This window comes from Nitrospirota bacterium, assembly GCA_040754395.1.
GTDB lineage: Bacteria > Nitrospirota > Thermodesulfovibrionia > Thermodesulfovibrionales > SM23-35 > JBFMCL01.
This window is the reverse complement of the sequence record JBFMCL010000002.1, coordinates 122,890-147,313: the sequence shown is the minus strand read 5'-3', so window position 1 is coordinate 147,313 and position 24,424 is coordinate 122,890. Positions and strand designations below refer to the sequence as shown.

General features: G+C 50.5%; 22 protein-coding genes. 20 read left to right on the top strand and 2 right to left on the bottom strand.

From position 1 onward, the window contains the following. Window positions 1-10: 10 nt before the first annotated feature. Window positions 11-2,617: a CBS domain-containing protein gene (locus AB1552_01885; protein MEW6052525.1), complete on the top strand. Its 2,607-nt coding sequence runs from the start codon at window positions 11-13 to the stop codon at window positions 2,615-2,617. A gap of 118 nt (window positions 2,618-2,735) precedes the next feature. Here AB1552_01885 and AB1552_01880 read toward each other — a convergent pair whose 3' ends face one another. Both AB1552_01880 and AB1552_01875 read right to left on the bottom strand, forming a co-directional pair. Further along, on the bottom strand, window positions 2,736-3,041 hold the full coding sequence (locus AB1552_01880; protein ID MEW6052524.1) for an MTH1187 family thiamine-binding protein: 306 nt from the start codon (window positions 3,039-3,041) through the stop codon (window positions 2,736-2,738). 108 nt (window positions 3,042-3,149) lie between these two features. Continuing rightward, window positions 3,150-3,422 carry an HU family DNA-binding protein gene (locus AB1552_01875; GenBank protein ID MEW6052523.1) on the bottom strand — a complete coding sequence of 91 codons (273 nt, stop codon included), beginning with the start codon at window positions 3,420-3,422 and terminating at the stop codon, window positions 3,150-3,152. A gap of 578 nt (window positions 3,423-4,000) precedes the next feature. Here AB1552_01875 and mraZ point away from each other — a divergent pair. From mraZ to AB1552_01780, 19 genes are all read left to right on the top strand, one after another. Next, the gene (mraZ, locus tag AB1552_01870) at window positions 4,001-4,453 is read left to right on the top strand and encodes a division/cell wall cluster transcriptional repressor MraZ (protein ID MEW6052522.1); all 453 of its coding nucleotides are present in this window, start codon (window positions 4,001-4,003) and stop codon (window positions 4,451-4,453) included. Between the two features lie 15 nt (window positions 4,454-4,468). Continuing rightward, a complete protein-coding gene (gene rsmH, locus AB1552_01865) occupies window positions 4,469-5,368 on the top strand; it encodes a 16S rRNA (cytosine(1402)-N(4))-methyltransferase RsmH (protein ID MEW6052521.1) in 900 nt (299 codons plus the stop codon). Next, window positions 5,350-5,694: a hypothetical protein gene (locus AB1552_01860; GenBank protein MEW6052520.1), complete on the top strand. Its 345-nt coding sequence runs from the start codon at window positions 5,350-5,352 to the stop codon at window positions 5,692-5,694. The genes rsmH and AB1552_01860 overlap by 19 nt, the downstream gene beginning before the upstream one ends. 17 nt (window positions 5,695-5,711) lie before the next feature. Beyond that, on the top strand, window positions 5,712-7,418 hold the full coding sequence (locus AB1552_01855) for a penicillin-binding protein 2 (GenBank protein ID MEW6052519.1): 1,707 nt from the start codon (window positions 5,712-5,714) through the stop codon (window positions 7,416-7,418). Beyond that, window positions 7,415-8,959: a UDP-N-acetylmuramoyl-L-alanyl-D-glutamate--2,6-diaminopimelate ligase gene (locus tag AB1552_01850; protein ID MEW6052518.1), complete on the top strand. Its 1,545-nt coding sequence runs from the start codon at window positions 7,415-7,417 to the stop codon at window positions 8,957-8,959. The genes AB1552_01855 and AB1552_01850 overlap by 4 nt, the downstream gene beginning before the upstream one ends. Further along, window positions 8,956-10,323 carry a UDP-N-acetylmuramoyl-tripeptide--D-alanyl-D-alanine ligase gene (gene murF / locus AB1552_01845; protein ID MEW6052517.1) on the top strand — a complete coding sequence of 456 codons (1,368 nt, stop codon included), beginning with the start codon at window positions 8,956-8,958 and terminating at the stop codon, window positions 10,321-10,323. Before AB1552_01850 ends, murF begins: the two co-directional genes overlap by 4 nt. Beyond that, the gene (mraY, locus tag AB1552_01840) at window positions 10,323-11,405 is read left to right on the top strand and encodes a phospho-N-acetylmuramoyl-pentapeptide-transferase (protein MEW6052516.1); all 1,083 of its coding nucleotides are present in this window, start codon (window positions 10,323-10,325) and stop codon (window positions 11,403-11,405) included. The genes murF and mraY overlap by 1 nt, the downstream gene beginning before the upstream one ends. Before the next feature lie 3 nt (window positions 11,406-11,408). After that, entirely contained in the window at window positions 11,409-12,527 is a 1,119-nt protein-coding gene (locus AB1552_01835; GenBank protein ID MEW6052515.1) for a D-alanyl-D-alanine carboxypeptidase family protein, read from the top strand. Continuing rightward, on the top strand, window positions 12,511-13,911 hold the full coding sequence (murD, locus tag AB1552_01830; protein ID MEW6052514.1) for a UDP-N-acetylmuramoyl-L-alanine--D-glutamate ligase: 1,401 nt from the start codon (window positions 12,511-12,513) through the stop codon (window positions 13,909-13,911). The genes AB1552_01835 and murD overlap by 17 nt, the downstream gene beginning before the upstream one ends. Then, a complete protein-coding gene (gene ftsW / locus AB1552_01825) occupies window positions 13,911-15,089 on the top strand; it encodes a putative lipid II flippase FtsW (protein ID MEW6052513.1) in 1,179 nt (392 codons plus the stop codon). Before murD ends, ftsW begins: the two co-directional genes overlap by 1 nt. A 45-nt stretch (window positions 15,090-15,134) precedes the next feature. Next, complete coding sequence (gene murG / locus AB1552_01820) at window positions 15,135-16,277, top strand: undecaprenyldiphospho-muramoylpentapeptide beta-N-acetylglucosaminyltransferase (GenBank protein MEW6052512.1); 1,143 nt, start codon at window positions 15,135-15,137, stop codon at window positions 16,275-16,277. Next, window positions 16,270-17,673: a UDP-N-acetylmuramate--L-alanine ligase gene (gene murC, locus AB1552_01815; protein ID MEW6052511.1), complete on the top strand. Its 1,404-nt coding sequence runs from the start codon at window positions 16,270-16,272 to the stop codon at window positions 17,671-17,673. The genes murG and murC overlap by 8 nt, the downstream gene beginning before the upstream one ends. Window positions 17,674-17,693: 20 nt before the next feature. Beyond that, window positions 17,694-18,614, top strand: coding sequence for a UDP-N-acetylmuramate dehydrogenase (murB, locus tag AB1552_01810; protein ID MEW6052510.1), 921 nt, complete (start codon window positions 17,694-17,696; stop codon window positions 18,612-18,614). Then, window positions 18,601-19,512, top strand: a complete 912-nt coding sequence (locus tag AB1552_01805; GenBank protein ID MEW6052509.1) for a D-alanine--D-alanine ligase — start codon at window positions 18,601-18,603, stop codon at window positions 19,510-19,512. The genes murB and AB1552_01805 overlap by 14 nt, the downstream gene beginning before the upstream one ends. After that, window positions 19,499-20,263 carry an FtsQ-type POTRA domain-containing protein gene (locus tag AB1552_01800; GenBank protein ID MEW6052508.1) on the top strand — a complete coding sequence of 255 codons (765 nt, stop codon included), beginning with the start codon at window positions 19,499-19,501 and terminating at the stop codon, window positions 20,261-20,263. The genes AB1552_01805 and AB1552_01800 overlap by 14 nt, the downstream gene beginning before the upstream one ends. After that, complete coding sequence (ftsA, locus tag AB1552_01795) at window positions 20,260-21,483, top strand: cell division protein FtsA (protein ID MEW6052507.1); 1,224 nt, start codon at window positions 20,260-20,262, stop codon at window positions 21,481-21,483. Before AB1552_01800 ends, ftsA begins: the two co-directional genes overlap by 4 nt. A 22-nt stretch (window positions 21,484-21,505) precedes the next feature. After that, window positions 21,506-22,669, top strand: a complete 1,164-nt coding sequence (gene ftsZ, locus AB1552_01790) for a cell division protein FtsZ (GenBank protein MEW6052506.1) — start codon at window positions 21,506-21,508, stop codon at window positions 22,667-22,669. A gap of 183 nt (window positions 22,670-22,852) precedes the next feature. Then, window positions 22,853-23,287: a hypothetical protein gene (locus tag AB1552_01785; protein MEW6052505.1), complete on the top strand. Its 435-nt coding sequence runs from the start codon at window positions 22,853-22,855 to the stop codon at window positions 23,285-23,287. Between the two features lie 3 nt (window positions 23,288-23,290). Continuing rightward, on the top strand, window positions 23,291-24,412 hold the full coding sequence (locus AB1552_01780) for an acetoin utilization protein AcuC (protein MEW6052504.1): 1,122 nt from the start codon (window positions 23,291-23,293) through the stop codon (window positions 24,410-24,412). Window positions 24,413-24,424: the final 12 nt, after the last annotated feature.

The following is a 24,424-nucleotide window of genomic DNA, read 5'->3' as shown; positions in this document are numbered from 1 at the left end:
ACAATATGCTGTGGACATAATCACCTCCCATATCAACGCTGACTTCGATTCCCTTGCATCGATGGTGGCAGCAAAGAAGATCTACCGGGATGCCGAAATCGTGTTCCCCGGTTCCCAGGAGAAAAAACTGAGAGACTTCCTGCAGGCATTCCACCCCGTGACGATCAGGCGTATTAAGGACATTGATCTCTCTAAGATCACGCGGCTGATTCTCGTTGATACAAAACTGCCCGGACGGATCGGACCCTTTGCTGAACTGCTTTCCGACAAGAGAATCAAGATCCATATTTATGATCACCATCCCTTCAGTAAGGGCGATATCAGGGGCGAGGTGGAAAAAATAGAGACTGTAGGGGCAACTGCTACCATATTTGCCGAGATACTCAAAAACAGAAGGCTGCACCCCACACCCATGGAAGCCACGATCCTTGCACTGGGAATCTATGAGGAGACAGGGTGCCTTCTTTTCCCTTCGACAACGGAACGCGACCTCCTTGCGGTTGCGTATCTTCTCAAAAGAGGGGCAAATCTCAATATCGCGTCAAGTTTTCTGAAGATGGAACTCAGCATGGAAGAACTCGACATCCTCAACGAACTGATTCAGTCGTCACGGGAGGTTGTCATGCAGGGGATAAGGATCAAGATAGCAAAGGCATCGCGAGAACAATATTTCGGGGATGCGGCGCACCTTGCGCACCGGATGATGGACATGGAGGATATCGATGCAGTGATTGTGCTCCTTGGCATGGAAGGCAAGATACTGATGGTTGCAAGGAGCAAGGTTCCCGAACTTGATGTATCGAGGGTCATGGTGGAATTCGGTGGTGGAGGACATCCTACCGCTGCCTCAGCCACGATAAAAGAAGCGTCGCTCGAGATTGTAGAAGAGAGGCTGACAGCCATACTCGGTGCGAATGTGAAGCCGGGCAAGATCGCTTCAGACATCATGACCAAGCCGGTCATCAGCATCCAGTGGAACGTGCCCATACGGGAAGCCGAGGCGATGATGACCAGGTACGGCGTCAACGCACTGCCGGTTCTGGAAGAAAACAAGTATCTTGGGGTGATATCGAGAGAGATTGTGGAGAAGGCGTTGTTCCACGGGTTCGGGAAAAGCAGATCCATAGATTTTTCTACGACAGACGCCATAACCGTAGACCCGCAGACGCCTATCAGAAAGATAGAGACATTGATGATCGAGCAGAATCAGCGGTTCATGCCCGTTGTCGAAAACGGAAGGATCGTCGGGGCAATCACGAGGACTGACCTGCTGCGCACGCTCTACGAGGAATTCCTGAGGAGAAGAAAAATTGAGGAAACGCTCACGAGAGAAAAGCCGGTAGTCGGGAGAAACCTCTCATCCTGGCTGAATGAAAAATTCCCTTCGGCAGTGTGTGACATCCTGAAAAAATCCGGGCAGATAGCCGGAGAACTCGGGTTCAATGCATATCTTGTCGGAGGGTCTGTCCGGGATCTCTTGCGCGGTGAAGAGAACCTGGATATCGATATCGTCATAGAGGGCGAGGGGATTGTGTTTGCACGAACGCTGGGCGAACGTCTGAAGGCAAAGGTCAGGGCGCATCAGAAATTCGGAACCGCACAGGTATTTGCACAGGAAATCAAGCTTGATGTGGCAACCGCAAGAACGGAATATTATGAATCTCCTGCGGCGCTCCCGAAGGTTGAGACCTCATCGATAAAAAAGGATCTTTACCGGAGGGACTTTACCATTAATACCCTTGCGGTGAAACTGAATCCGGGGGAGTTCGGGACGCTCATAGATTTTTTCGGCGGCCAGAGGGATCTCAGAGAAAAGGCGATACGGGTTCTTCATAACCTCAGCTTTGTCGAAGATCCCACCAGGGCGTTCAGGGCGGTGAGATTTTCCGAGCGGTTCGGGTTCAAGATCAGCAAGCATACGGAGAATCTCATTAAGTCGGCGATTGAGATGAATCTGTTCAATATGCTTTCGGGACCGAGGCTTTACGAGGAACTGCTCCTTGCCTTCAAGGAGACCGAGCCGATCAAGACCCTGAAAAAACTCTCTGATTACGGTCTCCTCAAGGTCATACATGCAGGCATTGTCTTCACCGATGCACTCGAGTTAACCCTCAGGTCGATGCAGGAAACCATATCGTGGTTTACGCTTCTTTTTCTTGAGGAAAAGCCTGATAAGGGGATCCTGTATCTTATGGCGCTGCTTTCCGGATTGAAGGATGAGGATCTGAAGGCTACAATCAGCCGGTTATCACCCCCGCCAAGGGCAAGGGATATGATTCTCAGGGGGATGAACCAAGCGAAGGATATCCTGAGAAGGTTCCCTCCGGATGATCCTGTGGAAATATACAAGCTCCTCAGTAAACTCGGGCTTGAAACGGTTCTTTTCCTTATGGCGCTCAGCAAGGACAGGAAAAAACAGCGGGTCATATCCCATTATCTCACGGAACTGAGGAATGTGAAGACGATTCTTAAGGGTGATGATCTCAAGGGCATGAAAGTTCAGCCGGGACCTGTCTATTCGAAGATACTCAACAGGCTCCTTGAAGAAAAGCTCAGGGGCCATCTAAAGACCAGGGATGAGGAAGAGAAGTTTGTGAAGAAGATTCTCCGGGAGTGAATCTCTTCCCCTGTGTCGTATCGTTCTCCACGGAACTCAGCAGCCCGAATATCTCCAGAATCTGAACGGTTCCGCACACCCCGTCTGACCGGAGTACCGGTCGGTCTCCGGACAGGAGCTACTTTTTCAGAGACTTACCGATCCGTCTCTCTATTGACTTCACTTTTTCGTCGATCCTCTTCGGTTTTCCTTTCCTGTCGTCAATAGCGATATTCGTGATAACTCTCTCTCCGGTCTTCATGACAGTCCTGTGGCATTTCCTGATGAGTTTCATGATCTCATCCCAGTCACCCTCCACAACCGTCCCCATAGGGTTGATCTTATAGGGGATGCCGCTTTGATCAACGATTTTCAGGACTTCGGCAAGCTTGTCGCCAATGCTGCTGCCGGACCCCAGCGGGATAATGCTGAATTCTGCGAGCATAACACCTCCTGTAATCTGTTTTTACCGGACAACTGATAGAAAAAGCGTCTGTGAAAAGCAGAAGGGGCAATAGTGATTGCCCCTTCGACAGTAAAAATTTATGAAAAATTATTTAACTGAATCTTTGAGTGATTTGCCAGCAGTGAACTTTGGAATCTTCGCTGCAGGGATTGTGATTACGGCACCGGTTCTTGGATTGCGGCCTTTTCGTGATTTCCTTTTCACTACCGAGAAAGTCCCGAACCCGACAAGAGTTACCTTTTGTCCTTTTTTAAGTGCTGACCGGATGGAATTCAAAGTAGAATCCAGTGCCCTTGAGGCATCTGCCTTGCTCAGTCCTGTTCCAGAGGCAATTTTGTCAATAAGTTCTGCTTTTGTCATCTATAGTTTCCCCCCTTTCGTAAGAAAGATTATTTAGTAGCAATAAATAAGACTGTGATAACAGTATCAAGGAAGAAATCCTTTTGTCAAGCCAAAAATGCAACCTCTTTCTTGGAAAAACTCATGCCAGTCTGCTGATTGCTGAGGGAACATTTCTGCACCTGCTGCTGTATGCCAAAGGAGCCGGAGTCATATGCCGGAGCGTGAATTGTGTGTCTGCGAACGGAGCAAAAAAATAAAGTCTTGCGAAAGTGTTTGGCATGAAAACAGATGCCGGATCATGTATTGCACGGAGAGTTGTTCTCATGCCTGAGGGAGGATGTCCCGGAGGTATTCCGGGTGTGACTGCGCGGAAGAACATATTTGCCGCGTGAGTGTCAGTGACAGGAAAATGGGGTTATTGTACGCAGGGGGTGCTTCCGATATGACCGCAATCCAGGTTCAATCACGGTAATCCTATATGTAGTGGGTCGGATCTTATACATGCACATAATATGGAAGATGCGATTTTTTTCTTGACATTCGTTTTTTCTCCCACTAATATGAAGTGGTAGAAAGTGGTAGAAAGTGGAGGAAACATGCCTGCTTTCTCGGGGAAATATTATTACACAGTCGACGCAAAAGGGCGAATCATCATCCCGGCTCCTTTCAGGGAAATTATTACCACCAATTATAGTACAAAATTGTACATAACCAATGCCCCTTTTGACAACTGCCTGTATATCTATCCCCTTGAGGAATGGAACAAACTCCACGAACAGGTACGGACAAAACCACGTTCTGACGAAGCGATCAGGTTCTTTCTGCGAAGGGTTATTGCTTCTGCGGTCGAAACAGAAATGGATAAACAGGGCAGGGTTCTTGTCCCTGCCGCACTCAGGGAAGATGCACGCATCAACAGTAATGTGGTGATGGCAGGGCAGATAGAGCGGATTGAATTATGGGACAGAAGCGAATGGGATGCGCTGGTTGATCCCGCAAAGATCGACAGAAAGAGTATCGAGGAAAAGCTTTCTTCCTATGGGCTGTAAAAAAAGATACAGGAGATGCCCATAGAAATTCATCATCTGCCGGTCATGCAGAGGGAAGTCATGCAGATGCTGAACCCGGAGCAGAATGGAGTGTATGTCGATGCAACGATCGGGCTTGGGGGACACGCAGGAGAAATACTGAAGATGATCGGTGCCGGGGGCAGGCTGATAGGAATTGACAGGGACGATGCAGCCCTGAAGTCAGCCGGGCAGAGGCTCTCGGACAAACGGGCGGTTTTGAAAAAGGGGAGTTTCTCGGAAATGGAAAGCCTGCTTCACGCAGAAGGAATCTCTGAAGTCGATGGAATCCTCTTCGATCTCGGTGTTTCGATGATGCAGCTGAAGAACCATGAAAGGGGATTCAGTTTCCTCTCTGACAGCCATCTTGACATGCGGATGGACCAGAGGCAGCCGCTGTCAGCCTGGGACGTTATCAATAAATATCCGGAACATGCGCTGGAACGCATATTCCGGATATTTGGTGAAGAGAGGCTGTCAAGGAAAATCGCACGGGCGGTTGTCAGCAGAAGGGGCAGAACTCCGATCAACACCTGTGCAGAGTTGTCTGAGCTTGTCGAAGGCGTGTACGGGGGAAGAAGAAAGGTTCATCCGGCGACCAGAACCTTCCAGGCGCTGAGAATCGAGGTGAACAGGGAACTTGATGAGCTCAGGGAAGGACTCGACTCGGGGCTGAAGATGCTGAAAGAGGGCGGAAGAATATGTGTCATATCATATCATTCTCTTGAAGACAGGATAGTAAAGAATTTCATCGCAGAGAGTGCAAAAAAGGGACTGCTGAAAAAACTGACGAAAAAACCGAGAACACCCTCTGCAGAAGAGATACGCACGAATCCTTCTTCCAGGAGCGCAAAGCTCAGAGCAGCAGAAAGGATTTCATGTACAGCAAGGGCATAAATATATTCTCATTCATTCTTAAGCCTGTCGCAATCGCCTTTCTGATTGTGTGTGTGTTTGGGGTGGTATATCTCAGATCAAGTTATCTGAAAGTGGAATACAGCCTCGGCGATCTTGAGAAGAAGAAAATGAGCTGCCTGAGGGAGCGCAAGATGCTGCTTGCTGAAAAGACGAGCCTTCTGTCTTTTGCAAAACTTGAAACATCCGGTAACGGCAGCGGGGGATTTATTCTGCCGGACAGGGTGAAGGTGGTTCATATGAATAAGCATAAAAGACAATTACCTTACAAGGCGTCTCTGGAGAGCAGACAATTGACTGATTACTGAAAAACAGGGGTGGGGGGTTGAATAAAAAGAGGGCGATAATATTAAATACGGCCATCATCTTCAGTTTTGTCCTTGTGTCCCTCCGTCTGACTGACCTTATGATAATCAACCACAAGCGCCTTTCGGAGAGGGCGAAGCAGCAGCATGTGAAGGTTGAAGACATCCAGGTAAGAAGAGGGGCCATATTTGACAGCAAGGGAAGAGATCTTGCACTCAACCTTGAACTTGAATCCCTGTACTGCGATCCTGAAGCACTGAATATCGATAACAACAAGGAAGGGATAAGAAAGCTTTCTTCACTGATTTCGAGCGAACCAAGGGCGGTTCTTGCCAAGATTCCGGATGCGGGAAGATTTGCATGGATCGAGAGAAAGCTGGAGCTTGATACTGCGGACAAGATAAGGCGGCTCGATATCGAGGGAATAGGGTTTGTGACCGAGGCAAAAAGGTTTTATCCGAAGGGGGAACTTGCCTCCCATATCCTCGGGTTTGTCGGCATTGACAATCAGGCCCTTGAAGGAGTTGAACTGAAATACGACAGATTTCTGAAAACCACCGGAGGAAAGGTCTTGACCGAAAGGGATGCAAGCGGCAGGACGCTGTCACCGGGGGTTGATATTGAGGCAAAAGGAAACAATATCGTCCTGACCATAGATGAAGCCCTTCAGCGCATTGTTGAGAAGGAACTGGATAAGGCGATGCATCACTGGAGTGCGGCGGCTGCATCAGTGGTGATGATGGACCCCTATTCCGGCGAGATACTTGCGCTCGCAAACCGGCCTGCATACGATCCCAACAGGGGAGGCAGTGCCAGAGCCTCTGAAAGAAGAAACAGGGCAATTACTGACTGTTATGAGCCAGGCTCGACGTTTAAAATCATTGTCGGCCTGGGGTCTCTCGAGGAAAAACTGGTGAAACCTCATACGCTGTTCGATGTCAGCAAGGGCGGGATTGAGGTCGGAGGGAAGACGATCCGCGATGTGCACCCGCATAATGTCCTGACGTTCAGGGAAGTCATTCAGAAGTCATCAAACGTCGGGTCTGTCATGCTGGGCATGAGACTTGGAAAGGAGCGGGTGTATAAATACGCAAAGCTCCTGGGAATAGGGGAGAAAACAGGGATCGATCTTCCGGGAGAGGTCTCGGGATGGATATATGCGCCGGAAAGGTGGTCCGGGACATCGCTTGGTGCCATTTCGATCGGACAGGAGGTTGCGGTGACCCCGCTCCAGGTGCTGAGGGTGTATGCTGCGGTTGCCAACGGAGGGTTTCTCGTAACGCCGCATATCGTATCAGAGATAATGTCCCCGGATGGCAGGGTTATCGCTGAATTCAAGGATAAAGAAATGAAACGGGTAATCTCTGCAAGGACTGCAGAGATTTTCAGGGAGATTCTGAAAAGTGTGACAGAAGAGGGGGGCACAGGGAGAGGGGCGTCTGTAGACGGGAATCCGGTAGCAGGAAAAACCGGCACCGCGCAGATGATAAACCCTGCGACAAAGAGATATTCAAAGGAAAAATATGTGAGCTCTTTTGTCGGCTTTGTGCCGGCTGATACCCCGAGGCTTGCAATGATCGTTGTGGTGTATGAGCCGAAAAAACAGATATACGGGGGAGTTGTGGCCGCTCCTGTGTTCAGGGAAATCGCGAATCAGGCGCTATCCTACCTGAATGTGCCAAGAGAAGACACATACCAGCAGAGTTCCCTGGTAGTGTTGCGATGATGCTGAGAGAAATCCTGACAGGATGCAGTTATGAAGATGCCCCATCAGACGCGGACATGGATCTGGACACAGACATACAGGGAATGGCGTATGACTCACGGAATGTGAAGCAGAGGTATCTTTTCGTCGCAATGAAAGGGGAAAAATTTGACGGGCATGATTTTGTCGGGGATGCGATCAGGAGAGGCGCTGCGGTGATTGTGACGGAGAAGGAAATGCATGCCGGGGGAACGTGCCTCCTCGTAAAAGACAGCAGAAAAGCGATAGCATGCATGGCGAACAATTTCTATGAAAGGCCGTCAGAAAGCCTGACCCTCACGGGGATAACAGGGACAAACGGCAAGACAACAACTACCTACATCCTGAAATCCGTGCTTGAGTCCTGGGGCAAAGCAGTCGGGCTGATCGGGACCATCAGGCACATGATCAGAGACACTGTATGCCCTGCGCTCCATACAACGCCTGAGTCTCTTGAGTTCCATGGACTCCTGCGGGAGATGCTGCGCGCAGGATGTTCACATGTTATTTCAGAAGTGTCTTCCCATGCCCTCGCACAGCACAGGACAGATTATGTGAATTTCGATGCTGCCGTCTTCACCAACCTCACCAGGGACCACCTTGACTATCACCACACCATGGATGAGTATTTCAGGGCAAAAGAGAGGTTATTTCTTGAACTCCTGGATGAAGAAGGCACATCTGTCGTGAATTTCGATGATCAGTACGGGAAAAGACTGCTGTCACGGCTGCGCGCGACGGACAGGGACCGGCATATATTGACATACGGGGTGAATGAAGAAGCGGATATCACTGTCCGCAATATCCGGAATTCGTTCAGCGGACTGGCATTTACCCTGTTATTCAGGGGGCATGCCTATGATATTGCGTCCTCCTTGATGGGAATGCCCAATGTGTACAACATTCTGTCTGCCGCCGGGGCAGCAGTTTCCCTCGGTGTTCCTCCGGAAGCGATTATTGATGGTGTGGCAAAGGCAGGTACAGTAACCGGGAGGTTTGAAAGAATTGATTACGGCCAGGCGTTTTATTGCTTTGTCGATTACGCACATACAGAAGACGCCCTTCAGAGGCTGATATCCACAGCGAGGGAAATGCTCGCGCATCACGGAGCGCTCACTGGCAGGGAAGGGCATCAGGGTGGCGCCGGTTCACCGCGTATTATCACTGTATTCGGATGCGGAGGAGACAGGTACCGCGGAAAGAGGCCGGCGATGGGGGAGTTGGCAGCACGGCTCAGCGATTTCGTGATTGTAACCTCTGACAATCCCCGGACTGAAGACCCGCTCGACATCATCAGAGATATCGAAGGCGGGATTGCCGGGAAGAACTATCTGAGAGAACCTGACAGGAAAAAGGCAATACAGAAGGCGGTGGATATGGCCGGCGAAGGAGATGTTGTCCTTGTTGCGGGCAAGGGGCATGAGGATTACCAGGAGATCAAGGGCATCAGATTCCCTTTCAGCGACAGGGAAGTGCTGAAAGAGGGAATCATGAATAAACTGAAAATCCGTCATGCACAATGAATACCATTACCTGTGATGACAGAAAAAATATGATGGCACTCAGCGTTACAGAGATTGTTGAAGCAACAGGGGGAAGACTGATTTCCCCCGGAACCGACTCGTTCACAGGGGTGTCGATAGATTCAAGAAAGATACAACACGGAGAACTGTTTATCGCATTGAAGGGAGACAGGTTCGACGGCCATGATTTTCTGCCCGAGGCATTAGGAAACGGCAGCGGCGCCATTGTCAGCCGTCCCCCTGATACAGTCTTCAGGGATAAGACCATTATCTTTGTCGGTGATACTTTGAAGGCACTCCAGGATGTCGGTCGCCGCATGCGGTGTGCGCGGAATATCCCGGCTGTTGCCATAACAGGCTCCAATGGCAAGACGACTACAAAAGAACTCATTTCTTCGATTCTGGGCACCCGTTACAGGGTGCTCAAGAACGCGGGAAATCTCAATAATCATATCGGGCTGCCGCTCAGCCTGACAAGAATATCCGGTGCAGATGAGGTTATCGTGCTCGAGATGGGAGCAAGCGGTCCCGGTGAAATACGGCAATTGTGCGGGATCGCGGTTCCTGACTATGGTGTGATCACGAATATCAGCCATGCCCATCTCGAGGGCTTCGGAGACATTGCAACAGTCAGGAAAACAAAGCTTGAACTGCTTGAGTCCGTCAGTCTTGCCGTGGTGAATGCGGACGATGATTTTCTGATGGAAGGTCTGAAACAGTCCGGATTTCAGGGGAAACTTATCAGGTACGGGATAAAAAACCCCTCAGACATTTATGCCTCTGACATCGAACTGAAGGAGAGGGGATCGCGGTTTGTCATGCATGCGCAGGGGCGAACCATGGAGATTTCCCCGCAGATATCAGGGATGTTCAATATCTCCAACCTGCTCGCTGCTGCCGCAGTCGGGTTCCTCTTCGATATCGCCCCGGAGTCAATAAAGGAAGCGATCGAATCTTTTACCGGTGTTCCGATGAGGCTTGAAGTCAGAGAGGTTGAAGGGATAAAGGTTATCAGCGATGTCTACAACGCGAATCCTGCCTCGATGGAAGAGGCGGTAAAAGAGCTCGTGAGAAACAGGCAGGGCAGGGTTATTGCTGTGCTTGGGGACATGCTGGAATTGGGGACATACGAAGAAGAAGCCCACAGAAAGCTTGGCAGACTGATGTCGGATCTCCGCATAGATATCTTTGTCGCCGTTGGCCCATGCATGTCCCTGGCTGCATCGGAATTCCGGGGTGAAGTGCACAGGCTGCAGACCTCCGCAGAGGCAGCGAAGGTGCTGGGAGACATCCGGAGGAACGGTGACACGGTTTTGATAAAAGGGTCAAGAGGAATGCGAATGGAAAAGGTTCTGGAGGAATAATGCTCTACAACCTGTTCTACAGCCTGCACGAATGGTTTTCTCCACTGAATGTATTCAGGTATATCACGTTCAGAACGTTCCTTGCGGTGCTTACGGCCATGGTGTTCTCCCTGATACTCGGTCCATGGATCTTCAGGCAACTGAGAAAACTGAGTCTTACGCAGCAGATACGGGATGACGGTCCAAAGGCGCATCTGGGCAAGTCAGGGACACCCACCATGGGAGGGATCCTCATAATCCTCTGCATGCTCATTGCGCTGCTAATGTGGGGGGACCTGAAGAACATCTACATATGGACGCTGATCGTTTCGCTCGTCGGGTTTGGGGGAATCGGTTTTCTTGACGACTATCTCAAGGTGTACAGGAGAAACCACACGGGCCTCAGGGCATATCAGAAGTTCGGGTTGCAGATACTTCTGGCCCTGATGATCGGAATTTTTCTTTATATGAATCCGAAGGACCCATATGCGGATGTCCTGAGTATCCCGTTTTTCAAAAAATGGCTCATTGATCTCGGATGGATGTATATACCGTTTTCGGTCATGGTGATCGTCGGCTCGTCCAATGCGGTCAATCTCACGGATGGCATAGACGGGCTTGCGATCGGACTGGTTGCGGTTGCTGCACTTGCCAACGCCGTGCTCGTGTATCTTTCCGGTCATAAAGGGCTGGCACAGTACCTTCAGGTTCTCTATCTTCCGGGTACGGGTGAACTGACGGTTTTTTGCGGCGCCATGTTCGGTGCTGCGCTCGGCTTTCTCTGGTATAACTCCTATCCCGCAGAGGTCTTCATGGGCGATGTGGGGTCGCTCGGTCTCGGAGGCGCCCTGGGAACCCTTGCCGTGATGACGAAACACGAGATAGTGCTGGCGGTGGTAGGAGGTATTTTTGTGATAGAGACTGTTTCCGTGATGCTCCAGGTGGCATCCTTCAAGCTCACAGGGAAGAGGATATTCAAAATGGCACCTGTTCATCATCACTTCGAACTCAAGGGATGGTCAGAGCCCAAGGTGATCATCAGATTCTGGATAATCGGGATAATGCTTGCGCTGTTAAGCCTGGCAACGTTGAAAGTGAGGTGACGTATGACTACTAAGCGTCAATCAGCACACAGTATGCAGACCATCTGTCCGGGATATAAAAAGCTGTGGGCTTGCTTCCTGGTAATTGCCTGCTGTATGCTCCCTGCGTTTTGTCTTGCTGCCGGCATTCATTCAAGGGCTGCGGTTGTCATGGACGCATCAACCGGGAGACTCCTGTATGCAAAAAATCCTGATCTCAGGTGTCCTCCCGCAAGCACAACCAAGCTGATGACGGCGATAGTTGTTATCGAGAATGCTGACCTCTACAATATTACGACCATAAGCAGGAACGCCTCCCGCGTATCTCCGCATAAGGCAGGGTTCAGGGCGGGTGACCGGCTGACCATAGAAAAACTCCTGTTTGCGGCGCTTCTTGGATCTGCAAATGATGCAGCTGTTGCACTCGCAGAGGCGGTTGCGGGCTCAGAGCCGAAATTTGTTGAGCTGATGAACCAGAAGGCTCTGTCAATCGGTGCGACTGATACAAAATTTATTAATGCAAGCGGACTGCCGGGGAAAGGGCAGTATACAACTGCGTCCGATCTGTCAAAGATTATGGAGTATGCGCTGAGATATCAGAAGCTGAAAGAGATTATCGGCACCCGTGCAACGGAAATTTCTACAAGGGGAGGAGATTCGATATATCTGAGAAACACCAACAGGCTTCTGTGGTCGGATGAGGACCTGGTGGGCGGCAAAACTGGATATACCCGCAAGGCGCGTCATTGTTTTGTATGCGCTGCTGAACGGCAGAACGATACCATCATTGTCGCATTGCTCGGAAGCCCGAGCAGGAGCGACCTCTGGAGGGAGTCAGAAACGCTGATCAACAGAGGATTTGAAGTAATCAGCAACGATGAGAAGCCGACCATCTACTTTACCAAAGCGGTTTACAGTGAGCAGGAAGTAAAAAAGCCCGAAGTGAAAAAAAGGTCGAAAATAAAGAAGAAAAAGAAGTCAAAGGGTGAAACGAAGCTGGTAAAAAAAGGATTGAAGAACAAGACAACAAAGGCGATTGTAAAGAATAACAAAAACAAGAAACGTGCGATTGCAAAACATAAAGGCGGGAAGAAGAATTGGCGGATAGCGGAGAAAAATAAAATCGATGGACGTGAAGGGTAAGAACGTGACTGTTGTCGGGCTTGCGAGAAGCGGGGCAGGCGCTGCAAACCTGCTTGCCGCACTCGGGGCACGGGTGACGGTGACAGATATCAGAAGAGGCGAAGAACTGGAGCATTATGTCAGGCAGCTCAGCGCTTCAGTGAGACCTGTCCTGGGAGCCCACCCTGAAAATGTCTTTGTGAATGCGGACATGCTGGTGGTAAGCCCGGGAGTTCCGCTTGACATTCCCCCTATTGCCAGGGCGAGGGCAGAAGGGGTACCGGTCATCGGGGAACTTGAACTCGCATATCAGCTTGCAGGAAACAAGACTCCCTTTTTGTCGGTGACCGGCACTAACGGCAAGTCAACGACAACAGCGCTGCTCGACTTCATGATGAGGAAGGGCGGGTTCAGGGCTGTTCTCGGAGGAAATATTGGCAATGCCCTGACTGAGGAATTCTTAAAACAGAGAGAGGGAACCGGAAATCCGGATGCGGATTTCATCGTTGCGGAGGTGTCCAGCTTTCAGCTGGAATCCATACAAGACTTCAAACCAAGGGGCGCAGTGATTGTCAACATTACCCCTGACCATCTTGACAGATATCATTCACTCGAAGAATATGCCGATGCAAAGGCAAGGATATTCGAAAACCAGGACACCGGTGATTTCCTCGTGGTAAATCATGATGACCCCCAAACGATGCAGGTTGTAAGGCAAAAAGTGCGGGGCAACGGAAGACACCCGGCAATTGTGCATTTCAGCCGGAAAGAAAAGGTCGAGGGCATCTATGCAGAGGAGGGTGTTGTGTATGCCAATCTCCCTGCCTTGCCTCTTTCGCCTTGCCCCTTTCCCCTGATACACGCGGATGAGATACGGATTAAAGGTGTACATAACCTGGAGAACGCCATGGCTGCCTCTGCCATGGCGCTCCTTGCAGGATGCAGTGACGGGGCGGTCACTGCATCTCTGAGGGAATTCCCCGGCCTTGAGCACAGGCTTGAACCGGTGAGAAGTCTGAAGGGCGTGACATACTTCAATGACTCCAAGGGGACGAATGTCGGAGCGGTGATAAAATCGCTCGAAAGCTTTACAGAGCCGGTAATCCTGATTGCAGGAGGGAGGGACAAGTCAGGAGATTTTTCCCTGTTGAAGCAGCTGATAAGAGAAAGAGTGAAGGCTGTCATATTGATAGGAGAGGCGAGCGAAAAGATACAGAAGGCCGTCGGTGAAGCTGCCCGCACGATCAGGGCGGGAGATTTGCGAGATGCAGTGATGAAGGCGAAGGATTGTGCGGCAGATGGCGATGTCGTTCTCCTTTCGCCCGCATGTGCGAGCTTTGACATGTTCGCAGATTTTGAGGACAGAGGCAGGCAGTTCAAGAAAATAGTGGGGGAACTGGAATAGTGGGAAAATATGACAAGTGGCTGCTTCTTCTGACCGCTTTTCTGGTAGGGTTCGGTGCGCTGATGATTTACAGTTCGACCTCTATTGTCACTCAGGTTCTCGCGAAGAAAGGGATAACGGAGTTCTATTATTTCAAACGACACATGTTTACGATCATGATAGGGGTTACTTTTCTTGTCATCGCATACAGGCTGAACCCTCAATTCATCCGGAAGATGGCGCTCCCCCTGCTGGTAGTGTCGTTTGTGCTGTTGATTCTTGTTTTTCTCCCGGGGATCGGCGTGACCGCAGGAGGCGCACGAAGATGGATACGCCTGTGGCCGTCGACATTCCAGCCCTCGGAGATTGCCAAGCTCGCAATGGTGATATATATGGCGAGATATATGTCAATGCCCGAGTACAAAACCGACAGTTTCATATCATTCATAAAACCGGTCGGTATCATGATCCTGTTCCAGGCGGTTATCCTTAAACAGCCCGATTTCGGCGCGGCGATGAGTCTTGCATTCCTGACATTCGCATTGCTCTTTCTCTCCGGTGCAAAACTCAGATATTTTGGGTATCTTGCGGTCCCTGCAGTGCCGATTATCATCAAACTGGCGACGGAGCCTTACCGCCTCAAAAGAATTACTTCATTTATGAACCCATGGGAAGACCCCCTCGGAAGCGGGTTTCAGCTTATTCAATCTTTTATTGCCCTCGGAAGCGGAGGACTGACAGGGGTAGGTCTCGGGAGTTCCAAGCAGAAACTGGCCTATCTCCCGGAATCGCATACAGATTTTATCTTCTCGATCATCGGGGAGGAATTCGGCTTCATAGGGGTATCGGTGATTGTCGCGTTTTTCATGATTTTGTTTATTAAGGGGATATCTGTTGCGAATAAAGCAAAGGACAGTTTTGTTTTTTATCTGGCAACAGGGCTTTCGCTGATGATATCCCTTCAGGCGCTTATCAACTTTGCGGTTGCCACAGGTCTGGTGCCGACAAAGGGGCTGCCTCTTCCTTTCATCAGTTACGGCGGTTCTTCCCTTCTGGTGAATATGGCTGCAATAGGGATACTTCTTAACATCTCCAAGGGCGAAAAAGAATGGGAGAATCTGACAAGCAGCCGGGAAATACTTGTCAGGAGGAAGGCGAGAAGAAATGTATACAGGAAATATGATGCATCTGCAGGTTGAAGCGGATCAGCCGAAAGAGACTGAAGGTGCGGGGTAGCGATTGCAATGAGGGTAATCATCGCAGGCGGCGGGACAGGGGGACATCTCTTCCCCGGTCTGGCAGTTGCTGAGGAAATCAGGCACAGGGATGCTTCTACGGAAGTGATATTCGCGGGAACAGAATATGGCATCGAGGCACGGGTGGTGCCAAGGGAAGGGTATCCCATCAAGTTCATACGGGCGGAAGGGTTAATGGGCGTATCGTTTCTGAAAAAGATGAGGGCCGGCATAAAAATTTTTTACTCAGTAGCAGATTCCTACAGGATTATCAGAAAGATCCAGCCCGATATCGTCATCGGTGTCGGCGGCTACGCATCCGGTGCGGTTGTGCTGGTTGCTTTTCTGATGTCGGTGCCCACGATGATCCTTGAACAGAATTCGGTCCCGGGATTTACCAATAAGATGCTCGGAAAATTCGTAAACGCAATTTGTATCACATACCAGGAAAGCATATCCTTTTTTCAGCGGGCAAAAACATTTCTCACAGGGAACCCGGTGAGGATGCAGGTGCTGAAGGGAAACATCGAATCAGCCTACAGGCTTTTTTCCCTCGAACAAGGGAGGTTTACCATATTTGCCTTTGGCGGCAGTTCGGGGGCGAAGCGTATCAACACTGCCATGATAGATGCCCTGAATCACCTGCTTGACCTCAAAGACAAAATCCAGTTCCTCCATCAGACCGGGGTGAAAGATTATGAAGGCATCAGGGAAGCTTACAGAAAGAGGGAATTCAAAGGTACGATAACGCCGTTTATCTATCAGATGGGTGAGGCGTACGCTGTAGCGGACATCGTTATCTCACGCTCCGGGGCAACAACACTTGCAGAACTGACCGCACTGGGCAAACCGGCGATTCTGATTCCTTATCCGCATGCTGCAGGAAACCACCAGGAACTGAATGCAAGAAAGCTGCGTGAAATGGGAGCGGCAAGGATGATCCTGGACCGCGAGCTGAACGGCGAGATCCTTGCCAGAACCATCAAGGAATTATATATGAATCAGGCCCTGAGGACTGAAATGCAGCGGAACAGCAGTGCTGTCGGAAGACCGGATGCGTGCCAGAGGGTTGTTGATATTGCGACGAGCCTTATTAGGCAGCAGTCAGGTGGAACGGGCAGCATCCCAAAGAACAGGACAGACAATGTTTGAGAGATACAGGGTAATACATTTTGTCGGTATCGGGGGTATCGGGATGTCAGGTATCGCCGAAGTCCTCCATAACCTGGGATATACGGTTACCGGTTCAGACCTCAGGGATTCTGAGACGACGAAAAAACTGAGGACACTGGGGATTAAGGTGTATATCGGCCATTATGCGGAAAACATAGATGACGCCCATGTTCTTGTCATATCTTCGGCGGTTGCGGGCAGTAATCCCGAGGTGATTGAGGCAAAACGCAAGTCAATACCGGTGATCCCCCGTGCAGAGATGCTCGCCGAACTTGCGCGGCTGAAGTACAGCGTGCTTGTTGCAGGTGCCCATGGGAAGACAACAACAACCTCCCTGATTTCGACTATCTTCGCCTATGGCGGCCTTGATCCTACAGTGGTCATAGGCGGACGTCTGAAAGCAACCGGGAGCAATGCAAGGCTGGGCCAGGGAGCTTTTCTCGTGGCAGAAGCGGATGAGAGTGACGGTTCTTTTCTGAAACTTTCCCCGACTATCGGGGTTGTCACCAATATCGACAGGGAACACATGGATTTTTTCAAGACCATAGATTCATTGAAAGAGGCTTTTTTGTCCTTTATGAATAAGGTCCCGTTTTACGGTACAACAGTTGTATGCATAGAAAATGCACATCTGCGTTCACTCCTTCCCTCGGTGCACAGAAGATATGTCACCTACGGACTTACCCAGAATGCGCATCTGTATGCCGAGAACATCAGAAAAGGGTTCATGTCAGTTAGCTTTGAGGCGGTGTACAAGGGAAGGAATATCGGGGTATTTGAGCTTCCGATCCCTGGAGTCCACAATGTGCTGAATAGCCTGGCTTCTATAGGGGTCGCGCTGATTCTCAAGATGGAGCCGCAAATTGTGAAGGATGCACTGAGGGAATTCAGCGGTATACAGAGAAGAATGGAATTCAAGGGAGAGGTCGCCGGCATCAAAGTATATGACGACTACGGCCATCACCCTGCGGAAATACTGGCAACCCTGAAGGCAGTGAAAGAAGGGCTGGAACTGGCAGGCCAGAAGACCGGCCGGCTGCTGGTCCTTTTTCAGCCTCACCGGTACACAAGGACTCGGGATCTTTTCGACGATTTTTCTGTCTCATTTGCTGACGCGGATCTGCTCGTGGTTCTCGACATTTATGCGGCAGGAGAGAGCCCGGTTGAAGGGGTGAATGCGGAGATACTGGCACAACGCATTCGGGGCGCAGGGAATGAGAATGCAGTGTACCTTCCGGACCACGGTGAAGCTGTGGATTATATTGTCGAAACCAGCAGGGAAGGAGATATCGTGCTTACCCTGGGAGCAGGCAATGTATGGAAGCTGGGAGAGGAGATGCTCGAAAGGCTGGGCCAGGGGAACAGCATAAAATGAATAGCTTGAAACACCCGCATATGAAAGAAATCTTATCCGGAGATATTTTTGACGGAGAAGTGAGATTCACGGAACCGATGAGAAACCATACATCCCTGAAGATCGGAGGGCCTGCGGACATTTTTACGATACCCCGGGATATCCTCTCGCTGAATCGGCTGCATGCACACTTGGCAAGAAATCATATCCCTGTATTTGCATTGGGAGGCGGGACGAATATTCTGGTAAGGGACGGGGGCATCGAAGGCGCGGTCATTTCCTTCAGATCCCTGAAAAAAATCGACACGCTATCGGAAGACTCCGAATGGGTAAATCTGTCTGTTGCAGCCGGCACCCTTCTCCAGTCACTTGTCCGTTATGCACAGGAAAAAGGATATTCAGGTATGGAAGGCCTTGCGGGCATCCCTGGGACTGTCGGCGGGGCGATCTGCGGAAACGCGGGCGCCTTCGGCCAGGAAATAAAGGACGTGCTGATTGCTGTTGAGATCATGGACACTGAAGGGAACGTAAAGAGAGTGCACAAAAAAGACATGCGTTTCGGATACCGCAGTTCAGGAATCCTGCCCAGGGAACTGCTGATCAACGCCGAGATGCAGCTCAGGAAGGACAGCAGGGAGGACGTGGCGTCGAGGGTTGAGGCTTTCCTGAGAATCAAGCGGGAAACGCAGCCAATCTGGGAGCCGTCAGCAGGATGCGTATTCAAAAATCCCCCCGGTCTTGCTGCGGGAAAGCTTATTGATGAAATAGAATGCAAGGGCATGAGGATAGGAGACGCAGAGGTCAGCACACTCCATGCAAATTTTTTCATAAATAAAGGGAAGGCAACTGCCTCTGATTTTATCGCTCTGATGAAAGAGGTTGCGCGCAGGGTAAGGGAAAAGTTTCACGTGATCCTTGAACCGGAGATAAGAATTGTCGGGAGGGATAGTGTTAACGAATAGAAAAATAGGTGTGCTGATGGGTGGTACCTCGTCTGAGCGGGAGGTCTCCCTCAGAAGCGGAAAGGCTATCCATGCCGCCCTGAAGGCATTGGGGTATCACGCGGTTTCCATAGACGTTGGTCCGGATGTCTGCACTGTGCTGGAAAGAGAAGGGATAGAACTGGCGTTTCTCGCCCTCCACGGAGGCTGCGGAGAAGACGGTTCAATACAGGGAATGCTTGAAGTGCTCGGGATTCCGTATACAGGGTCCGGCGTTCTTGCCTCCGCCCTTTCGATGGACAAGGAAGCATCGAAAAAAATATTTCTCTCTCATGATATTCCGGTGCCGCCCTTTGTGATGTTTTGCCGGGGGCAGGGGAAAGAAGATGTAGGATTCGGATTGCCGTGGGTTGTGAAGCCTGCAGCAGAAGGATCGAGTGTGGGAGTCAACATCGTAAGGAAGGAAGCGGGCCTGGACAATGCATTGGAGAAGGCCTTCGTATATGGAGAAAGGGCGCTTCTGGAGAAGTATATAGAGGGACAGGAAGTCCATATAGGGATTCTCAATAACCGTGTGCTGGGCGGGGTTGAGGTAAGGCCCTCGCTCGAATTCTACAGCTATGAAGCGAAATACACGGCCGGTCTTACGGAGTATATACTCCCTCCTGAACTGGACATCAGGGTATACGAAAAGGCACAGGTGGCAGCACTCGCGGCGCATGTGTCGCTTGGATGCAGAGGTGCCACAAGGGTTGACCTCAGAATCGATACACAGGGGAACCCGTATGTGCTTGAGGTGAATACAATCCCCGGCATGACCGAAACGAGTCTGCTGCCGAAAATTGCCGGATTCGCAGGATTCGACTTCCCGGGTTTTGTTGAAGAGATACTCAGGGGTGTTATCCATGAAAGCAAATAGATTCAAAAGGGGCAAGGGATGGTTGGGCATGGTGCGCTTGGGAAGGAATACCGCGGCGCTTGCATCCATCATCGCCGCAGCGATCCTCCTTTCTGCCATTATTTATGCATATCCTGCGAATTCCCTTTTCCCGGTCAAATATTTCAAATTCACAGGAAACAGGCACCTCGCAGATGATGAGCTGCGGGCACTGATTGATGTGCAGATGAATGACAGTCTGGTGCTTGTGCCGGCGGATAAAATCACCGGGCAACTGCTCAGATCGCCCTGGATAAAAACCGTAAGCCTGCGAAGGGAGTTCCCAGATACTTTAACCATGGATATAAGAGAATCGGAACCATTTGCACTACTCGATATGTGCGACCATCTTTATCTGATTGATGAGAATGGAGACGTTCTGGATGAACTCGGCGATGGTTCTGTCCCGTTCCTGCCAATTATTGCCGGTGATCCGCAGAAAAACAAAGCGGGCTTTTCAGAAGCAATGAAGCTTGTCAGACTGATGCACGGCAGGGGGTTGTCTGCAGATCGGGATCATATTGAGGTGATTGCGCACAAACAGGAGGAAATCGGCCTTTCGATGGATGGGACGTATTTCAAGCTGGGAGCCGGAGGGTATGAAGAGAAGCTCGAAAGGCTCCTTCAGATAGAGGAAGATATCAAGGAGATGGGACTGCTTGTCGATTATATCGATCTGCGGTTTGAAAAGAAGGCGATTGTAAAACCTGTGACAGAAAAGGTGATGGAATGATGCCCCGGTCTTCTCCCGGAAATATTATCGTTGGGCTCGATATCGGTACCACCAAAATCTGTGTTGTTGTAGGAGAGGTAGTGAACAGGGAACTCGAGTTCAGGGGTGTCAGCATGTCTCCTTCGACAGGCCTCAGGAAAGGGGTTGTCGTGGATATCGAGGCAACGGTCGACTCAATCAAAAATGCTCTTCAAAAAGTCGAAGAGACCACAGGGGTTGAAATACACGCAGTGAATATCGGCATTTCAGGGGGTCATATCAAAGGGTTCAACAGCTACGGTGCAGTCGGAGTAAGAGGCAGGGAAGTTACCCACGTGGATATTGCCCGTGCGATCGATTCAGCAAAGGCGGTATACGTGCCGCTTGACAGGGAGGTGCTCCATGTGATCCCGACAGGGTATATCCTCGACGGACAGAACGGGATAAGGGATCCGATCGGGATGGCGGGAGTAAGGCTTGAAGCACATGTCTATATTATTACCGGGGCTGTCACATCTGTGCAGAACCTCCTGAAGTGCTGCAGAAGAGCAGGAGTCGAGGTTATTGACGTGATTTTTGAGCCGCTCGCTTCAGCAGAAGCCATACTGACTGAAGACGAAAAGGAGCTTGGTGTGGCGGTTGTGGATATCGGGGGAGGCACGACCGATATCGGGATCTATAAGGACGGATGGCTGAGGCATTCATCGGTCCTCGCTGTCGGCGGAAACCATTTTACGAACGATGTTGCGGTGGGTCTCAGAGTATCCGTGACAGAGGCAGAAAGGATCAAGAGAACTTTTGGTTCTGCACGCATCACTATGGATGATGATCTTGAAGAAATCGACATTGTGCAGGCGGGACAGAGCCGCACAATACTCAGGCGGCATCTTACGGAGATTATTCAGCCGAGGACTGAAGAGTTGCTCGGTCTGGTGCAAAAAGAACTCCTTGCATGCGGCGGATATGACATTGCAGCGACAGGTGTCGTGCTTACCGGAGGAGGATCGCTTCTTCAGGGAATCGAAAGGATGGCAGAGGCGAGCCTGGCGCTGCCGGTCCGAATCGGTCTTCCCATCGGCATTGCAGGATGTCATGAGGTGAGCGGCAATCCGATGTATGCAACAGGAGCGGGTCTTGTGCTGTACGGTTTTCAGGCAGATTCAGGCAACGGTGCGTATTCTGATTCGCTAACAGGGGTCTTCGGAAAAATGAGAGATTGGGTTACAGGTATTTTCAGATAGAAAAATAAAGGAGGGGTTTACTATGTTCGAAATCGAAGAAGTAAGGGGTCAGCAGGCAAAAATAAAAGTTGTTGGTGTAGGAGGAGCCGGAGGCAATGCGATCAATAACATGATTGCATCGAACCTCCACGGTGTTGAGTTCATTGCGATAAACACGGACATGCAGGCCCTGGAAACATCTCTTGCCCCCATTAAGGTGCAGATCGGTGACGGTCTCACCAGAGGACTTGGTGCCGGCTCAAATCCTCAGATCGGGAGAGACGCGGCGCTCGAGGACAGCGCAATGATTGCAGAAAGCCTTGAGGGATCGGATATGGTATTCATTACCGCGGGAATGGGAGGCGGCACAGGGACCGGCGCAGGTCCTGTGATCGCGGGGATCGCAAAAGAACTCGGAGCCATAACCGTCGCGGTAATCACAAAGCCGTTTTTCTATGAGGGGAAGATCAGGTATGCGAATGCCGAGGAAGGCATAAAGGAACTGAAGAAAAATGTCGATACGATAATTGTCATTCCGAACGACAAGATCGGGCTTGTCGTGGAGAAGGGAACACCTCTTCTGAAATCCTTTGCTGTTGCGAACGATGTCCTGAAGCAGGCAGTTCAGGGAATATCCGACATTATCCTGATCCCCGGCCTTATTAATGTTGATTTTGCCGATGTCAGAACGATCATTCAGGATAAGGGCAGGGGGGTCATGGGCTCCGGCACGGGCAGAGGCGAAACCGGAGCAATCGATGCGGCCAGAAAGGCGATATCAAACCCGCTGCTCGAAGAGTCATCCATTGAAGGCTCAACAGGCATTCTTGTGAATATCACCGGTGGACTTGAACTGTCGCTCAACGGGGTGCAGGAAGCGATTTCCTATGTTTACGATTCCGCACACGAGGACGTCCACCTGATATTCGGTGCGGTGATTGATGCAGACATTGACGATGAGGTAAGGGTTACCGTCATCGCAACAGGATTCAACGAGCAGAAAGAGAAAGTGGATCTGCCCCAGATAAGGAAGTGGAGCCCCCTCAGGCAGCCCGTGAATTTCAGGGGTTCCGAGAGGGTTTTGTCAAAGAGCCTTAAATTCGAGTATGGCGTTGAAACGGTTCCGACAGAGATCATGTCGTATGAGGATCATATGGATGTGCCGACTTTTCTGAGAAAAGCACCCCAGCCCCAAAAGGAGCTTTAGTTTTCCCTCCCACGAGGGGCTTCCCCCCCCGGAAGCCCCTCCCCCCCCCCATTTTCACATATACCGCTCCAGAAAATAAAGTGCACGGTGTTTTCACATATGCATCGCGGGAGAATTTGAACGGGGCAGTCTCCATGCCTTCCGGTGTTTCATTTTTGCATGATGTGAGATAAGATAAGAGATATGAAAAACCAAGTGCGGTATCTGCAGAATTTGTTCTATGACCTGCTGAATGATTACGGGCTGGTGTATATCGTCATCCGGTATTCCGATAACTCACGAATCGGAGGGAGGGGATTTACTGAGGAGGAGAAAAAAAAGGGTCTTGTCCTTGTATTCAATCAGAGGAATCACAAAGAACTCCAGTGGCTGGAAGACGGAAGCATTATGGCGACGCTGGGGTTTGGTGTCAATAACAAGCCGGAAAAGTGTTTTATTCACGCTGATGATATTGTGGCAGTTTTTTCTCCGGATGCAAGGGTGAAACTGGACAGGTGGGATTTTCTGGAGGAGGGGGAATCCTGGCATGATCCCGTGTCTCCCGGTATTGTTAAGGAGGGAAGGGGATCCGAAAGGAAGATCATTTCTCTTGACAGTTTCAAGAAGCAGAAGAAGTGACTGATGAAAAAGACTGCCTTCGTTTATACGGATGAATATTCACAATATGATTATGGTCCGACACATCCGCTCCGGACATACCGACTGAAGGTTGCATACGATCTGATTGACGCCTGCGGACTCCTGTCATTGCCTCAGGTGCTTTCTGTGAAACCCGGCAAGGCCGGTTTTGAAGATCTGTTGAGATTTCACAGCAGGGAATATCTCGAGGTGCTGCAAGCGGTGAATTCAGGGATTGATCTGCCTTATTCATCTTTCTATGGTCTCGGCCCCGGGGATAACCCGGTTTTCAGGGGTCTTTTTGACTGGTCGAGTTTGGTGGCAGGTGCGTCTTTGAAGGCAGCCTCACTTGTGGAAAGAGGAGATGCTGATATTGCATTCAATATGGCGGGGGGCCTGCATCATGCCATGTCATCGAAGGCATCGGGCTTCTGCTATATCAATGATATCGTGGTCGCGATAGTCTTCCTTCTGCAGAAAGGGAAAAGGGTTGCCTATCTCGATATCGATGCACATCACGGGGACGGTGTGCAGGCGGCGTTCTACAGGACTGATAAGGTGCTTACCATATCTATCCACGAGACAGGGAAGGTTCTTTTCCCTGGCACCGGCTTTGAGTACGAGACAGGAGAGGGAGAGGGTGAAGGATATTCTGTCAATATCCCGATGCCACCCTATTCCGATGACGAGCTTTTTCTCTATGTCTTCGATGAGGTTGTTCCTCCGCTTATCCTGAAATTCAGGCCGGATATCGTGGTTGCCCAGCTTGGAGTGGATTCCTTCATGCACGACCCTCTGGCACACCTCAATTTTACAAATAACGGTTTTTGCGAAGCGGTGGGGAGGATAAAAAAGATTGCGCCGAAGTGGGTCGCGCTCGGCGGTGGAGGGTACGATGTGATGAATGTTGCAAAGGCATGGACGCTTGCGTGGGCGATTATGAATGATGCCGCAATTCCGGAGATGATACCCGAAGAATTTGTTGCCGGGCATGGATCCGAAGAGATTTTACGGAGACACATGAGAGACGAACCCTATCTCGAAAAAGGTATTGCGAAGGAGCAGATGAGGGAAGAAGTTGAACGGACAGTGCAGTTCGTGAAACAGAAGGTCCTTCAGGGCTGACCGGGGAGAAAT

Bases quoted from the DNA above. Each gene is read 5' to 3' on its own strand.
- AB1552_01880 (MEW6052524.1), bottom strand. From the start codon at position 3,041: ATGCTCGCAGAATTCAGCATTATCCCGCTGGGGTCCGGCAGCAGCATT.
- AB1552_01875 (MEW6052523.1), bottom strand. From the start codon at position 3,422: ATGACAAAAGCAGAACTTATTGACAAAATTGCCTCTGGAACAGGACTG.
- mraZ (MEW6052522.1), top strand. From the start codon at position 4,001: ATGCCTGCTTTCTCGGGGAAATATTATTACACAGTCGACGCAAAAGGG.
- rsmH (MEW6052521.1), top strand. From the start codon at position 4,469: ATGCCCATAGAAATTCATCATCTGCCGGTCATGCAGAGGGAAGTCATG.
- AB1552_01860 (MEW6052520.1), top strand. From the start codon at position 5,350: ATGTACAGCAAGGGCATAAATATATTCTCATTCATTCTTAAGCCTGTC.
- AB1552_01850 (MEW6052518.1), top strand. From the start codon at position 7,415: ATGATGCTGAGAGAAATCCTGACAGGATGCAGTTATGAAGATGCCCCA.
- murF (MEW6052517.1), top strand. From the start codon at position 8,956: ATGAATACCATTACCTGTGATGACAGAAAAAATATGATGGCACTCAGC.
- mraY (MEW6052516.1), top strand. From the start codon at position 10,323: ATGCTCTACAACCTGTTCTACAGCCTGCACGAATGGTTTTCTCCACTG.
- AB1552_01835 (MEW6052515.1), top strand. From the start codon at position 11,409: ATGACTACTAAGCGTCAATCAGCACACAGTATGCAGACCATCTGTCCG.
- murD (MEW6052514.1), top strand. From the start codon at position 12,511: ATGGACGTGAAGGGTAAGAACGTGACTGTTGTCGGGCTTGCGAGAAGC.
- murG (MEW6052512.1), top strand. From the start codon at position 15,135: ATGAGGGTAATCATCGCAGGCGGCGGGACAGGGGGACATCTCTTCCCC.
- murC (MEW6052511.1), top strand. From the start codon at position 16,270: ATGTTTGAGAGATACAGGGTAATACATTTTGTCGGTATCGGGGGTATC.
- murB (MEW6052510.1), top strand. From the start codon at position 17,694: ATGAAAGAAATCTTATCCGGAGATATTTTTGACGGAGAAGTGAGATTC.
- AB1552_01800 (MEW6052508.1), top strand. From the start codon at position 19,499: ATGAAAGCAAATAGATTCAAAAGGGGCAAGGGATGGTTGGGCATGGTG.
- ftsA (MEW6052507.1), top strand. From the start codon at position 20,260: ATGATGCCCCGGTCTTCTCCCGGAAATATTATCGTTGGGCTCGATATC.
- ftsZ (MEW6052506.1), top strand. From the start codon at position 21,506: ATGTTCGAAATCGAAGAAGTAAGGGGTCAGCAGGCAAAAATAAAAGTT.
- AB1552_01785 (MEW6052505.1), top strand. From the start codon at position 22,853: ATGAAAAACCAAGTGCGGTATCTGCAGAATTTGTTCTATGACCTGCTG.
- AB1552_01780 (MEW6052504.1), top strand. From the start codon at position 23,291: ATGAAAAAGACTGCCTTCGTTTATACGGATGAATATTCACAATATGAT.